The 13,910-nt window shown below is 62.4% G+C and carries 14 protein-coding genes; 7 read left to right on the top strand and 7 right to left on the bottom strand.

The window, feature by feature from the left end; genetic code table 11:
• Nucleotides 1–5 precede the first annotated feature (5 nt).
• The gene (locus BCY88_RS21235; RefSeq protein ID WP_120346383.1) at nucleotides 6–452 is read left to right on the top strand and encodes a pilus assembly PilX family protein; all 447 of its coding nucleotides are present in this window, start codon (nucleotides 6–8) and stop codon (nucleotides 450–452) included.
• A 10-nt stretch (nucleotides 453–462) separates the two neighbouring features.
• Nucleotides 463–894: a type IV pilin protein gene (locus tag BCY88_RS21240; RefSeq protein WP_120346147.1), complete on the top strand. Its 432-nt coding sequence runs from the start codon at nucleotides 463–465 to the stop codon at nucleotides 892–894.
• Nucleotides 895–982: 88 nt separating this feature from the next.
• Here the strand turns inward: BCY88_RS21240 and BCY88_RS21245 are convergent, their stop codons facing one another.
• From BCY88_RS21245 to BCY88_RS21255, 3 genes are all read right to left on the bottom strand, one after another.
• Nucleotides 983–1,462 (bottom strand): DUF3318 domain-containing protein, encoded by a 480-nt coding sequence (locus BCY88_RS21245; RefSeq protein ID WP_120346148.1) that lies wholly within the window; start codon nucleotides 1,460–1,462, stop codon nucleotides 983–985.
• A gap of 128 nt (nucleotides 1,463–1,590) precedes the next feature.
• The gene (locus tag BCY88_RS21250) at nucleotides 1,591–1,977 is read right to left on the bottom strand and encodes a phage holin family protein (RefSeq protein WP_120346149.1); all 387 of its coding nucleotides are present in this window, start codon (nucleotides 1,975–1,977) and stop codon (nucleotides 1,591–1,593) included.
• A 146-nt stretch (nucleotides 1,978–2,123) separates the two neighbouring features.
• Nucleotides 2,124–2,426 carry an ElaB/YgaM/YqjD family protein gene (locus BCY88_RS21255; protein ID WP_028198798.1) on the bottom strand — a complete coding sequence of 101 codons (303 nt, stop codon included), beginning with the start codon at nucleotides 2,424–2,426 and terminating at the stop codon, nucleotides 2,124–2,126.
• 369 nt (nucleotides 2,427–2,795) lie between these two features.
• Between BCY88_RS21255 and BCY88_RS21260 the strand changes: the two genes are divergently transcribed.
• On the top strand, nucleotides 2,796–3,434 hold the full coding sequence (locus tag BCY88_RS21260; RefSeq protein WP_120346150.1) for a peroxiredoxin: 639 nt from the start codon (nucleotides 2,796–2,798) through the stop codon (nucleotides 3,432–3,434).
• Between the two features lie 171 nt (nucleotides 3,435–3,605).
• Here the strand turns inward: BCY88_RS21260 and BCY88_RS21265 are convergent, their stop codons facing one another.
• Nucleotides 3,606–4,796 (bottom strand): acyl-CoA dehydrogenase, encoded by a 1,191-nt coding sequence (locus tag BCY88_RS21265; protein ID WP_120346151.1) that lies wholly within the window; start codon nucleotides 4,794–4,796, stop codon nucleotides 3,606–3,608.
• Between the two features lie 104 nt (nucleotides 4,797–4,900).
• Here BCY88_RS21265 and BCY88_RS21270 point away from each other — a divergent pair, with 104 nt between their 5' ends.
• A complete protein-coding gene (locus BCY88_RS21270) occupies nucleotides 4,901–5,686 on the top strand; it encodes an IclR family transcriptional regulator (RefSeq protein ID WP_120346152.1) in 786 nt (261 codons plus the stop codon).
• 82 nt (nucleotides 5,687–5,768) lie between these two features.
• Here the strand turns inward: BCY88_RS21270 and BCY88_RS21275 are convergent, their stop codons facing one another.
• Nucleotides 5,769–6,602, bottom strand: coding sequence for an EAL domain-containing protein (locus BCY88_RS21275; RefSeq protein WP_120346153.1), 834 nt, complete (start codon nucleotides 6,600–6,602; stop codon nucleotides 5,769–5,771).
• Between the two features lie 318 nt (nucleotides 6,603–6,920).
• Here BCY88_RS21275 and BCY88_RS21280 point away from each other — a divergent pair, with 318 nt between their 5' ends.
• From BCY88_RS21280 to fahA, 3 genes are read left to right on the top strand one after another with little or no spacing between them, the layout of a single operon-like run.
• A complete protein-coding gene (locus BCY88_RS21280) occupies nucleotides 6,921–8,285 on the top strand; it encodes an MFS transporter (RefSeq protein ID WP_120346154.1) in 1,365 nt (454 codons plus the stop codon).
• Nucleotides 8,286–8,319: 34 nt separating this feature from the next.
• Complete coding sequence (gene hmgA, locus BCY88_RS21285; RefSeq protein ID WP_120346155.1) at nucleotides 8,320–9,666, top strand: homogentisate 1,2-dioxygenase; 1,347 nt, start codon at nucleotides 8,320–8,322, stop codon at nucleotides 9,664–9,666.
• Nucleotides 9,663–10,961, top strand: a complete 1,299-nt coding sequence (gene fahA, locus BCY88_RS21290; protein WP_120346156.1) for a fumarylacetoacetase — start codon at nucleotides 9,663–9,665, stop codon at nucleotides 10,959–10,961. Before hmgA ends, fahA begins: the two co-directional genes overlap by 4 nt.
• Before the next feature lie 456 nt (nucleotides 10,962–11,417).
• Here the strand turns inward: fahA and BCY88_RS21295 are convergent, their stop codons facing one another.
• Both BCY88_RS21295 and BCY88_RS21300 read right to left on the bottom strand, forming a co-directional pair.
• Nucleotides 11,418–12,581, bottom strand: coding sequence for an MFS transporter (locus tag BCY88_RS21295; RefSeq protein WP_120346157.1), 1,164 nt, complete (start codon nucleotides 12,579–12,581; stop codon nucleotides 11,418–11,420).
• A gap of 134 nt (nucleotides 12,582–12,715) precedes the next feature.
• Nucleotides 12,716–13,882, bottom strand: a complete 1,167-nt coding sequence (locus BCY88_RS21300; protein ID WP_120346158.1) for an MFS transporter — start codon at nucleotides 13,880–13,882, stop codon at nucleotides 12,716–12,718.
• Nucleotides 13,883–13,910 lie beyond the last annotated feature (28 nt).

The following is a 13,910-nucleotide window of genomic DNA, read 5'->3' on the forward strand; positions in this document are numbered from 1 at the left end:
CCGCGATGATGTTGACCACATCCGCGGCCTGGTTCGAAGCATCGTTGGCGGCGACGCGCGGCGCCAGCAATGTGCGCGACTACTTGCAGGCATTTCATGCCGCGGATTCGGCGCTGACCTTATGCGCCCGGAGTGTGGTCGCCGGGGCAGGTTTCGACCCGAAGCCCGCTGCGTCGCTCTCGCCCGGCGAACCGATGCAATGGAAGCACGAAGCCGCCTTTGAAGCCGGCGCTGTTGCGCCGGTCGCGCAATGGCCCGGATCGCTGCGTGCGCCGCAATGTTTGATCGAAGCATGGCGTCTGGGCGCGCGCGTCGATGCCCGCGCCTATTTACTGACTTCGCGTGGCTTCGGCCGGACGGAAGAGTCGCAGGTGTGGCTGCAGATGGAACTCGTCATCGCAGGCGAGCAGATCGAGCGCCATTGGCGTCGCGTCGCGGCGCGCCCATTTTGACGGGACCTTCATGACGAGGCAGCACGCATCCGCATTTACGCTACTGGAACTGATGATCGCAATGGCAATAGCCGCCACGCTGGTCGTCTTTGCGGTGCCTTCCTACCGGAGTCATGTCGCGCGAACACACAGGATCGATGCTGCATCCGCGCTTTATCGAGCTGCGCAATTCGTCGAGCGAGCAGCAAGCGATGGCGGCGCGACATTGCCGCCGGGTCTGGATCAGGCGCCGCAATTCGGGCCGCCAATCTACCGGCTGCAGGTGCTGCCGGCGGACGACGCAAACGGTGGCTATTCGGTAGAAGCGGCGCCGACCGACATCGGTCCGATGCGCGACGATGTTTGCGGCACCTTCACGCTTGACGCGACAGGGTTGCGAGGCAATAGAAGCGGCGCGAGCGGTACAGTGCCGGCGAGCGGCGAGTGCTGGAATACGAGCTAGGGAGCATCAGCGGGGAACGAGCCGGCCAGGAAATCGAAACGCAATGGCACGCAGCCAGGTCCTGTTTATGCCTCGTCTCTGCCGCGCCTCAATAACCGCTATCGGCAGCTCCTTCATTGGTGTCGGTAGATGTGGCGGAATCGCTCTTCATCTGCTGCCAGATTCGGTACGCTTCCCAGGCGGCAAGCGCCAGGCCGCCCCATTTGAGCGCCGGCTTTGCGCTCGCGACAAGAGTTGCGCGCAGCGGCTTGGCCAACAACAGCGAAGCGATCGAACTGATGAGTGGGTACTGTTTGAGAAGCGCGCCGATGCTCCCCGCGTTGAGCAGGCCCGTCTTCGATCCGCTGCCCACGCGCAAGCCGCCGAAGCCCGGCACAATGAATTTGAGCCAGCTGAAGTGCGTGACGGCCTGCCGTAGTTCAATGGTTGCCTGGGCGAGTTCCATGCGCTCGACATCCGCGCGCACCAGCAGCAATTCCTTGCGCAGCGCTCGCAGATGCGGCGCGCTCAGATCTTTGGCCTGGTAGCGTTTGTTGCGAAATGCGGTGTCGGAATGGGATTGGCTCATGGCGTGTCGGCTGCAGTGGAAGTAGGGCGGTAAAGCGGTGCTGCAAATCGCTCGAGTTGTCCGCAAAGTATCCGCAAAAAGGTGCAGGGAGGTTGAGGCGCGCTCATTAACCCACTAGGCCTGCTGCGTTAAGGTTTGCGGAACAGGTCGCGGTCTTTTTCGAACTCGGCAAGGGTGGCTTCGAACACCATTGGGGCATTGCGCAAACCACTGCGCGCTTTCAGTGCACAGACTAGTCCAGCGATGGCATAAACCGCCGTGATGCTGGCGAGCGCTTGCCACCGGTAGGTGTCCCAGAACGCGATCGCGATCAGCGCCGTCAATGCGATCAGCGCCATCGTCGCAAGCATCATGGCGGCGAGGCCGAGGAACAGCACACCGATCAGACGATCTTTTTCTTCGGCGAGCTCGATGCCGACCAGTTCAAGCCGCGTTTGCAAAATGGCAAACACGGATCCGATGATACGGCGCAACGGACTATGTTCGCCGTGCTGCGATTGTGTTTCGATCGTCATGGCTGTGGGCGTTGCGCGTGAAGGTCAAACTGGCGCGAAAACGAGCGCGCCAGGAGAAGCGGACCGGCCAGACATGCGCCGGTCAACTTGATTCGCTGGTGTGCCGGACGCGATGCGTCCCGGCAGCGTCGCCAGCGCGAGCAGTGTTACTTGCGGTTGATCAGCAGCCCGAGCAGCACGCCGGCGCCTGCGGCGATGCCGATGGATGCCCACGGATGCTCGTGCACGTAATCGTCGGTGGCGCGTGCGGCCTTCTTGCCTTTCTCGACCACTACGACCTGTACGTCAGCCGCCTTTTCCTTAGCCTGCTTCAGGCGCGTAAGCGCCGTTTCACGCAGTTCCGAAGCGCGCTCGCCGGTGGCGCTCGCGGCCTGTTTCAGCAAATCTTCAGCGTCCGCGAGGACGGTTTTGATATCCGACATCAATCTCTCCTTGTTGACTTCCGACATTGACAGCTCCCTTCGTCTCACGCCACGCGTGAATCGTAACCAAAGAAACGGCCGCTGGCGAGCGCAGTGCTCGATTCGTGAAAACGAACGCACGAACCGTTCCTGGTTGAAGCAAAGCTTTAAAACTTCCTCTTTGCAGCGCCGTGCAGCAAAGTTTGCCTAAGATGGAGTTGATCTGTCCCGCAAAGTTTCCACTAAATCGGTGAAAATTACAAAAACGCATAAAGTAGTGACGCGATGTTCGTTAGCTGTGTACCGTCACTCCCGTATGCTGTAATTTTGCGGCGGGCGTTTTAGCTGGCGGCGCATTGGCATGGCGTCGCCGGCGAATGCGCGCTCAATGTCCAAACACAATCAAGGAGTTGCACTATGAGTCTACGTCTTGGCGATATCGCACCGGATTTCGAGCAGGAGTCGAGTGTTGGCCGCATCAAGTTCCACGAGTGGTTGGGCGATAGTTGGGGCGTGCTGTTCTCGCATCCCGCCGATTTCACGCCAGTCTGCACGACCGAGCTGGGCTTGACGGCCAATCTGGCCGGTGAATTCGAGAAGCGCAATGTCAAGACGATTGCGTTGTCGGTCGACAGCGCCGAGTCGCACAAGGAATGGATCAAGGACATCAACGAGACGCAAGCCGCCAATGTCGGTTTCCCGATTCTCGCCGACGGCGACCGCAAGGTCTCCCAGCTGTACGACATGATCCACCCGAACGCCAGTGAAACGTTCACGGTCCGCTCGCTGTTCGTGATCGATCCGAACAAGAAGGTGCGTTTGATCATTACGTATCCGGCGAGCACCGGCCGCAACTTCGACGAAGTGCTGCGCGTGATCGACTCGCTGCAACTCACCGACTACCACTCGGTCGCCACACCCGGCAACTGGAAGCAGGGCGACGATGTAGTGATCGTGCCGTCGTTGAAAGATGAAGAAGTCATCAAGCAGAAATTCCCGAAGGGATACAAGGCGCTGCGCCCGTATTTGCGTCTGACGCCGCAGCCGAACAAGTAAGCGGCTGATGCGTGACGAAGCGCGCCGTTAGCCCCAGCGCGGCGCCGCAACGAAAAAAGGCCGGTTCACAGGAACCGGCCTTTTCTTTTCTACTTGTCGATTTTCCGTCTTGCGGCCAGGACGAAAGCCGGGACGAAACCGCGAAACCCGGCCATCAAGGCAATCAGTGCATCAGAAAAACGCCTGAATCCCCGTTTGCGCGCGCCCAAGGATCAGCGCGTGAATGTCGTGCGTGCCTTCATAGGTGTTCACGACTTCCAGATTCACCAGGTGCCGCGCAATGCCGAACTCGTCCGAGATACCGTTGCCACCGAGCATGTCGCGCGCGAGCCGCGCAATGTCCAGCGCCTTGCCGCACGAATTGCGTTTCATGATCGACGTAATTTCGACGGCAGCCGTACCTTCGTCTTTCATACGGCCAAGACGCAAAACGCCTTGCAGGCCGAGCGTGATTTCGGTTTGCATGTCGGCGAGTTTTTTCTGGATCAGCTGGTTCGCGGCGAGCGGCCGGCCGAACTGTTTGCGATCGAGCACGTATTGACGCGCCGTGTGCCAGCATGCTTCAGCCGCACCGAGCGCGCCCCAGGCAATCCCGTAGCGCGCCGAGTTCAGACACGTGAAGGGACCGCGCAAGCCGCTGACTTCGGGGAAGCGGTTTTCTTCCGGCACGAACACGTCGTCGAGCACGATCTCGCCGGTGATCGAAGCACGCAGGCCCACCTTGCTATGGATGGTCGGCGCCGACAGCCCCTTCCACCCTTTCTCGAGAATGAAGCCGCGAATCGAGTCCTTGCCGTTTTCCTCGAGCTTCGCCCACACGACGAACACATCGGCGATCGGCGAATTGGTGATCCACATCTTCGAGCCCGACAGCGAATAGCCGCCGTCGACCTTTTTCGCCCGCGTGATCATGCTGCCCGGATCAGAGCCGTGGTTGGGCTCGGTCAGGCCGAAGCAGCCGATCCATTCGCCGGTGACGAGCTTCGGCAGGTACTTCTGCTTTTGTGCTTCCGAGCCGAACTCGTAGATCGGCACCATGACAAGCGAGGACTGTACCGACATCATCGACCGGTAGCCGGAATCGACGCGCTCCACCTCCCGCGCGATCAGACCGTACGCCACGTAGTTCAGGCCGGGGCCGCCGTATTGCTCAGGAATCGTCGGGCCGAGCAGGCCGAGTTCGCCCATTTCGCGGAAGATTTCGACGTCGGTCTTCTCGTGACGGAACGCTTCGAGTACGCGCGGCTGCAGCTTGTCCTGCGCGTAAGCGGCGGCGGCGTCGCGCACCATACGTTCGTCTTCAGTGAGCTGCTGATCCAGCAGCAACGGGTCTTCCCAGTGGAACTGCGCGGCCTCTGCCATGACGTATCTCCTGATTCCTAGCTTGAATAAAACGTGTCTATGCTTGACTTAAGTTCCGCTATGCGGAACAATGTTTTGCAAACCACGACCGAGTGTATCACCACATGCCGCCCACATCCACTCCCGCTGAACCGCTCGACGAGCGAAAGTTTGTCGTCGCCCTTGCACGCGGGCTGGACTTGCTGCGCGCGTTCAAGCCGGGCGACACGATGCTCGGAAATCGCGATTTCGTCGAACGCACGGGTTTGCCGAAGGCAACCGTTAATCGGTTGACCTACACGCTGACCACGCTCGGCTATCTGCGGTTCGACGAGATCCTGGGTAAATATGCGCTCGACGCCGGTGTGCTGTCGCTGGGTTTCGCGCTGCTTTCGGGCACCGATACGCTTGAGCTCGCGCGCCCGCACATGCGTACCTTCGCGCGCGAAGTGGGTGCGGCGGTGTCGCTCGGGTGCCGCGACGGTCTCGACATGATTTATCTGGAGACGATCCGCAGCGAAACCGCGCTGACACTCGGACTGGCCTCCGGTTCGAAGCTGTCGATGCTGACGAGCTCGATGGGGCGCGCGTATCTGGCGGTACAGCCGCTGGACGCGCGCATCGCGTTGCTCGCCGAGCTTAAGAAGGCGGCCGGCAAAGAGGGCGCTGCATTGCTGGCGGATGCCGAAAAGGAAATCGAAACCTTCGCGCGGGAGCGGTGCTGCTATTCGTTTCGCGCGTGGCATGACGACGTGAACGCGGTCGCGGTACCGTTTCGCGAACCACGCGAAGGCCGTTGGCTGGTGCTGAGTTGCAGCGGGCCGGCTTCGTCGATGGGGGAGGAGGTGTTTCGGGAAACCGTGGCGCCGCGCCTGAAGGCATTGGCGCGCCGCCTCGGGGATACCGGTTGAAGCGCTGAGACCTCAGATCCGGGCTAATTCAAGCGAATCCAAACGAACTCAAACGGATCCAGGCGAACCCCGCCGAACCGGGTCACACCGCCCGGTCATGATAGTGCGCGGTGAACAATGGCCCTTGCACAAAGCGCACGTCGTACTGCTGCAGCGCGAGGAACTGCGGCTCATCGATCACCCGATTGAAGATCAGTGGAATCCGCAAGCGGCTCGCGTAGCCGACTAGCGGCTTCACCATCGCGTCGCGCAACGCGATTGCCGCATCCATCTTGATGAAGTCGAGCCGCGCCGTTTCCGACACCGACAGAATCTGCCCCGCGTTCGACAGATTCCCCGCCACCTTGAAGCCGTAGCGCTGATAGCTCGTGGTCAGATAGCCGAGGAATGTCTTATGCGCGACCGCTGCCGCCGGCAACTCGATAACCACGCGTGACGGATTCAGTCCGAACGACACCAGCACGCTCGAGAAATGCCGTCCGTGGTCGTACTTGACGCTCTTGAGGAGGCGCTCGTGCACGCGCAGAAATAGCAACCCGTGGCGCTGCGCGCCGAAGAAATTGATCGCGTGCAGCGCGCGTGACATGCGGTCGAGCGCGACCAGTTCCTGATCGTCCGCGACCCGGTCGAAGGGATCGAAGACATCGAAGGGTTCGCCGTCGAGACGTTGCGTGACCGCCTGAAACCCGAGTTCATCGCCGAAACGATCGACGCCCTCCGCACCCGATGTCAGCGACTGCGCCAACGCATGCACGCTGATATCGAAGATCGGCTCGTAGGCGCTGGCGAGCTCGAAGTCGTCAAACCGGGCCAACGCAATCTCGCTGTGCACGCCCGTTCCCATCACCAGATGTTCGCCGAGAAATGGGTGCTCGGCGGCGCGGGCAATCAGATTGGGGATGGTCGGCGGAATCATTTAGGCGAAAGGATAGAGATAGGTGCGCACTCGGCGCCCGGCAACGCGACTCGGTTGCCGCATCCATTGATGGTAGCAGTCCGCGCCGCGCGCACTTGAACAAAATGCTTATAACGTTATCGGCCGGACGCCCGTCCTTATGGGCTGCCGCGATTTTCGCGGGGCGCGTCCAGGGTATACGTTAATTTCACTATACGTAATTAGTTTTACCATACGTAAATTGCGGCGAGACGGCGAGGGAGCTTGCATTTGCGTCTCCCGGCCACGTGAAGCCTGCGCCGCGATCCGATAATCCAGTCAGGAAGAGGGGACGACCCAATGAGCGCCAAACCGGCCGCGGCCGCCGCCAATGTCATCGAAGTCGAGCGTGTGCTCGGCGAAACGCATCGCCCGTCATTCCAGCTGCTGCTGCTCGCGCTATGCGCGCTGTGTCTCGTGATCGACGGCTTCGACGCGCAAGCGATGGGCTACGTCGCACCGAGCGTGATCGGTGAATGGCATGTCGCGAAGGCAGCGCTCGGCCCCGTGTTCAGCGCCAGTCTGTTTGGCATGTTGCTGGGTGCCTTGGGGCTGTCGGTGCTGGCTGACCGCATTGGCCGGCGTCCGGTTCTGATCGGCGCGACATTCTTCTTCGCACTGTCTATGCTGGCCACGCCCTTCGTTGCGACGATCCCTGCCTTGATTGCGCTGCGCTTCATCACCGGGCTCGGGCTTGGCTGCATCATGCCGAACGCTATGGCGCTGGTCGGCGAGTTCGCCGCCCCGGCGCATCGCGTCAAGCGCATGATGCTAGTGTCGTGCGGCTTCACGCTGGGGGCGGCGTTAGGTGGTTTTATCAGCGCTGCGCTGATTCCTGCCTACGGCTGGCGCGCGGTGTTCTGGGTGGGCGGCGCGGTGCCTCTGGTGCTTGCGTTTGCGATGCTGGCGGCATTGCCGGAATCGCTGCAATTTCTCGTCCTCAAAGGGCGCAGCGATCGTGCGTTGCAGTGGCTCGCGAAGTTTGACCCTGCACTGCCGATCGATGCGAACACGCGCGTCGTCGTGCGTGAGCCGGGCAACGGCGGCGCGCCTGTCGCCGAACTGTTCCGTGCGGGCCGTGGTCCTGTCACGCTGATTCTGTGGGCGATTAGTTTCATGAACCTGATCGATCTTTACTTCCTGTCGAACTGGCTGCCCACCGTGATGCGCGATGCCGGCTATTCGCCGGGCATGGCGGTGATCGTCGGGACGGTGCTGCAGACGGGCGGCGTGGTCGGCACCTTGCTGCTCGGCTGGTTCATCGAGCGTTTTGGTTTCGTGCGCGTGCTGTTCGTCTGTTTTGCGGGCGCGGCGCTGGCAGTCGGCACGATTGGCACGGTAGCGCACGCGTTGCCGTGGCTGCTGATTGTCGTATTTGCTGGCGGCTTCTGCGTGGTCGGTGGACAGCCGGCGGTCAACGCGCTAGCGGGCCATTTTTACCCGACCACGCTGCGCTCCACCGGCATCGGCTGGAGCCTCGGCATCGGGCGCATCGGGTCGGTGATCGGGCCGCTGGTCGGCGGACAGCTGATTGCGCTGAGCTGGTCGAACGAATCGCTGTTTCATGCAGCCGCTGTGCCCGTGCTGTGCTCCGCCTTGCTGGTGATCGCGTTGGCTGCGGCGACGCGGCAACGAGACCGCCCATCCGGGCAGCAGGTGGCCTGAGACAGACAGATCAAGTATCAACGGAGAACCTTGCATGGATACTCAAACCCGCACGCCGAATACCGCCAGTTCGCGGCTCGAAATCGAGCCGGGCTACCAGTCGGGATTCGCGAATGAATTCGCCACGGAGGCCTTGCCGGGCGCGCTGCCTGAAGGCCGCAATTCGCCGCAACGCGCCGCCTACGGCCTGTATGCCGAGCAACTGTCGGGTACCGCTTTCACTGCGCCGCGCGGGCATAACCGCCGTTCGTGGCTCTACCGGATTCGTCCGGCGGCGGTGCACAAGCCGTTCACGATATTGCCCTCGGACCGGCTCGTCGCCAACTTCGCCGAGGTGCCGCCAACGCCGCCGAACCAGTTGCGCTGGGATGCGTTGCCGATGCCCACCGAGCCGACCGATTTCGTCGACGGCTGGGTGACGATGGCGGGCAACGGCTCAGCCGAAGCGATGAACGGCTGCGCGATCCATCTGTACGCCGCGAACCGCTCGATGAAGGATCGCTTCTTCTACAGTGCCGACGGCGAATTGCTGATCGTGCCGCAGGAAGGCCGCCTGCATATCGCCACCGAAATGGGGCAACTCGATGTCGAGCCATTCGAAATCGCGGTGATCCCGCGCGGCGTGCGCTTCGCGGTGAGCCTGCCGGACGGCGCGGCGCGTGGCTATATCTGCGAGAACTTCGGTGCGCTGCTGCGTCTGCCGGATCTCGGCCCGATTGGCTCGAACGGCCTCGCCAACCCGCGCGACTTCCTCACGCCGCAAGCCGCTTACGAAGATCGCGAAGGCGACTTTGAACTCGTGGCCAAGATGAACGGCAATCTGTGGCGCGCGGACATTGGTCATTCGCCGCTCGACGTGGTCGCGTGGCACGGCAATTACGCGCCGTACAAATACGACCTGCGCCGTTTCAACACAATCGGCTCGATCAGCTTCGACCATCCGGACCCGTCGATTTTCCTGGTGTTGCAATCGCAAAGCGATACGCCGGGTGTCGACACGATCGACTTCGTGATTTTCCCGCCGCGCTGGCTCGCGGCCGAAGATACGTTCCGCCCGCCATGGTTCCATCGCAACGTCGCGAGCGAATTCATGGGTCTCGTGCACGGCGTGTACGACGCGAAGGCCGAGGGCTTCGTGCCGGGCGGCGCGAGTCTGCACAACTGCATGTCGGGTCATGGGCCGGACGCGGACACCTTCGAGAAAGCTTCGCACAGCGATACGACCACGCCGAAGAAAGTCGGCGACACGATGGCCTTCATGTTCGAAACGCGCACCTTGATCAAGCCGACCCGCTTTGCGCTCGAAACCGCGCAATTGCAGGCGGATTACTACGAGTGCTGGCAAGGTCTCAAGAAACACTTCAACCCGGAGCAACGATGAACGCATTGAGCGATCTTCAGGCGACGCTCGATCCGTCGCGCAAGAGCTGGGTCGAATCGGCGAACGATTCGACCAACGACTTTTCGATCCAGAACCTGCCGTTCGGCATTTTTAGCGACAACAGCAATAACGCGCGCCGCGTGGGCGTGGCGATTGGCGACGAGATCGTCGATCTGGCGGCGCTGCAAACGGCGGGCGTGCTGACGGTATCGAAGGAAGCTGTGTTTGCGAGCGACACGCTCAACGATTTCATCTCGCTTGGCCGCGATGCGTGGCGCAGCGTGCGCATCCAGTTGAGCGCTCTGTTGGCGCGCGATACCGCGACCTTGCGCGACGACGCAGCCTTGCGTGCGAAAGCACTCGTGCGTCAGTCCGATGCGCAACTGCATCTGCCCATGCAGATTCCGGGCTACACCGATTTCTACTCGTCGAAGGAGCACGCGACGAACGTCGGTTCGATGTTCCGCGATCCGAAGAATGCGCTGTTGCCGAACTGGTCGGAGATGCCGATCGGTTACAACGGACGCGCATCGTCGGTGGTGGTGAGCGGCACGCCGGTGCGGCGTCCTAACGGCCAGCTGAAGCTGCCGGATCAGGAGCGTCCGGTGTTCGGCGCATGCCGCAAGCTGGATATCGAACTGGAGACGGGCTTCGTGATCGGCAGCGGCAATGTGCTGGGCGAGCCGATCGCCTGTGCCGATGCCGAGGCGCATATCTTCGGCATGGTGCTGCTGAACGACTGGAGCGCGCGCGATATTCAGCAATGGGAATACGTGCCGCTTGGCCCGTTCAACTCCAAGGGGTTCGCGACCACCATCTCGCCGTGGATCGTGACGCTCGACGCGCTCGAACCGTTCCGCGTCGAGCAGCCCGCACAGGAGCCGCAACCGCTGGCGTACTTGCGTCACGACGGCAAGCACGCGTTCGACATTTCGCTGGAAGTGACGCTACGCCCGCAAACGGCCACGCAGGCCACCACGATCTCGCGGACCAACTTCAAGTACATGTACTGGACGATGGCCCAACAGCTCGCGCATCACACGGTATCGGGCTGCAATGCGCGGGTTGGGGACCTGATGGGTTCGGGCACGATCAGCGGCCCGAGCGCCGACTCGTGCGGCAGCCTGCTCGAGTCCACGTGGAACGGCAAGAATCCGCTGGAGTTGAAGGAAGGCGGTACACGCGGATTTATCGAAGACGGCGACGAACTGACGCTGGCTGGATGGTGCCAGGGCGATGGGTACCGCGTGGGCTTCGGCACGTGCGTTGGGGTGATTTTGCCGGCGCAGAAGTAACGAGCAGAAGTAACGGCGCCAGCGAAGCGCGCCGCCAGGCAGAAAACGGGGAAGCCATGATAGCTTCCCCATTTTCATATCGTCACGTCACGGCACGGCGTCAAATTGGAGGTTCGGCCAGGACATCTCGCCAAGACAAGGAGATGGATCCCGACGAGCCGCAAACGGGACGCCTGGTTTCCCATGCAGACCCATCCGCGACGCACGCAGTGCGGAGTGGGAGCGGATGAGCCCTGTGTCGCTAACGCGGAGTGTGCGAGAACACGGATTCCAGATGCACCACTACCGCAACTGTGCGGGGGACCCGCTTATGAGCTGGCGGTGTGAAGCCGCTTTCTTTGCTTATCTTTCTTTGCGGCGGCAAAGAAAGTAAGTGCCGCCCCGCACAGGGGCAACACTAATAGACCACTAACAAAACAAGGAAAGGCCACCGCAGCAAGCGACACCAAAAAAGACTCACGAACCAACAACCCGCACCGGCGCCCGCCGCCTTTCCCACCAGGCAGCAACAAGAAACGCAAGCGCGGCAACCAGCAGCACACCGACCATCGCATCGTTGCCGACGCCCTTCATCAGCGCGCCAGCCACCAACGGCCCACCGAAACTGGCGGCGCTCCACGACGCCCCCACGAGAGAACTCGCCGACACCAGCGCGACACCACGAAACCGCTGACCGCACGCGACAAGCGACAGCGTATAGATCGCCCCGGCAGTCGCGCCGAGCACATAAAGCAGCGGCCAGCACAACCACGGCGATGTCATCGCCCACGGCAGAAACGGCAGCAGTACCACGACGATCACGCCGCAGCCGATATGCACGCGTTCGCGGCCGAGCCGGTCGGCGAGCCAGCCGATCGGAAACTGCATGGTCGTGTCGCCGAGCAGCAGGGCCGACGCGAACAGCACGGCCACCTCGCTCGTAATGCCGTGCGCCATCGCGAAGAGCGGCAGCAGCGACAGCGCGATTGTGTCGAATAGCGCGAAAAAGCCCGTGCCGATCACGAGTGCCGGCATCTGCGGCAACACGTGGCGCCAGCTGCCGTGCGCCGCGTGTTCATCCTCGGATGCTTGCGGCGTCTTGCGAATGCTGGCGAGCGCCGGCAAAGCCAGCAGGAAGATCGCGCCGCAAATCAGGAAGCGCCAGTGCGGGTGGTCGGCGATCTGGCTCACCAGCACCGGACCCGACATCTGGAACAGCGTGAAGTTGGTCGCATAGATTGCGATAACGCGGCCGCGCGTGGCGTCGTCGGCGAGCTGGTTGACCCATGCTTCGCTGATCGTGAAGAGCAGCATCAGCGCCGCGCCGCAGAGCACGCGCAACACCGCCCATAGCCACAGGTTCGAGGTGAACTGCATCAGCGCGGTGGCGAGCGCAACCACCAGCACCGCGCCGACGATCACGGGGCGCCCGCCGAAGCGTGCCGCAACCCAGGCCGCTACCGGCACGACCATCAGGCCACCGCCTGCCTGCGCGGCGGTCAGCAGGCCGACCACGTCGGTACCGTAGCCCGCTTGTGTGAGCGCGAGGGCGGTGAGCGGCAGCGTGGCGCCGCTGCCGAGTCCGACTACGGCAACACTCAGGATCAGCGCGAGGAAATCGCGAGTGAAGATGACTTTCATCGGCCGAGATGCTACTACGGCTGCGGGTCATTCGCACCCGTATGCAGATTGGATGGAATCAGGATGAACGCAGACGAGCGCCGCGTTCGGAGAGTCAGCCGTTGCTTTTTCAGCGATCGCGGCGCGTTTCGAGCTTACCCGGCGACGGCCATCCGTTGCGCGCGCCGGTCGATCGACACCGACCACAGTGTCAGCACGAGCGCGCCGACCGAGGTCGCCACGCCGACCCACGGCAGCGTGGTGAGCGGCGCACCGGCGCCGATCGCCATGCCGCCGAGCCACGCGCCGGTTGCGTTGCCGAGGTTGAACGCGCCTTGATTCAGCGTCGACGCCAGATTGGGCGCATGGCTCGCGCGGTCGACAATCAGCATTTGCAGCGGCGGCACGATCGCGAAGGCCAGAATGCCCCACACGAAAATCGTGATCATGGCCGGGATCTGCGCGTGCATGGTGCCGGCGAAAATGGTCAGGATCACGACGATCGCCAGCAGAAACGCGACCAGCGAGGGCATCAGCCGCCAGTCCGCGAGCTTGCCGCCGAGCGTGCTGCCCACCGTCAGGCCGAGGCCGAACAGCAACAGCACGAACGTGACCGCATGCGGGGTGAAACCGCTCACGTCTTCGAGAATCGGGGTGATGTAGGTGAAGGTGGAAAACAGGCTGGCCGACGCGAGCACGCTGATGCCGAGCACCATCAGCACTTGCGGGTTTTTCAGCACGCTGAATTCATGCACGAGGCTGGCCTTGTGCATCTCGATCCTGGCCGGCAGGCAAACCGCGAGCGCGAGCGCGGCGAGAATGCCGATACCGGTGACCGCCCAGAAGGTCGCGCGCCAGCCCACCGCCTGACCGAGCGCGGTGCCCAGAGGCACGCCGAGCACGTTGGCGAGCGTCAAGCCGGTGAACATCAGCGCAATGGCCTGCGCGCGGCGATTCGGCGCGACGAGACCCGCCGCGACCACCGAACCGATGCCGAAGAACGCGCCATGGCAGAACGCCGTGACGATGCGCGCGGCCATCAGCACCGCGTAGCCCGGTGCGATCGCGCACAACAGATTGCCGACGATAAACACGCCGATCAGGCTCATCAGCGCCTTCTTGCGCGGCATGTTGGCCACGGCGATCGCGACGATCGGCGCGCCGATGGTGACGCCGAGCGCATAAGCCGACACCAGCATGCCGGCCGCGGGAATCGACACGGACAGGTCGCGGGCGACATCGGGCAGCAGCCCCATGATCACGAATTCAGTGGTACCGATTCCAAAAGCGGCAACGGCGAGAGCGAGCAGGGGTAAAGGCATGGTGACGGAGCGTGAATCGGCGCGACGG

This window comes from Paraburkholderia fungorum (assembly GCF_003610895.1).
GTDB lineage: Bacteria > Pseudomonadota > Gammaproteobacteria > Burkholderiales > Burkholderiaceae > Paraburkholderia > Paraburkholderia fungorum_B.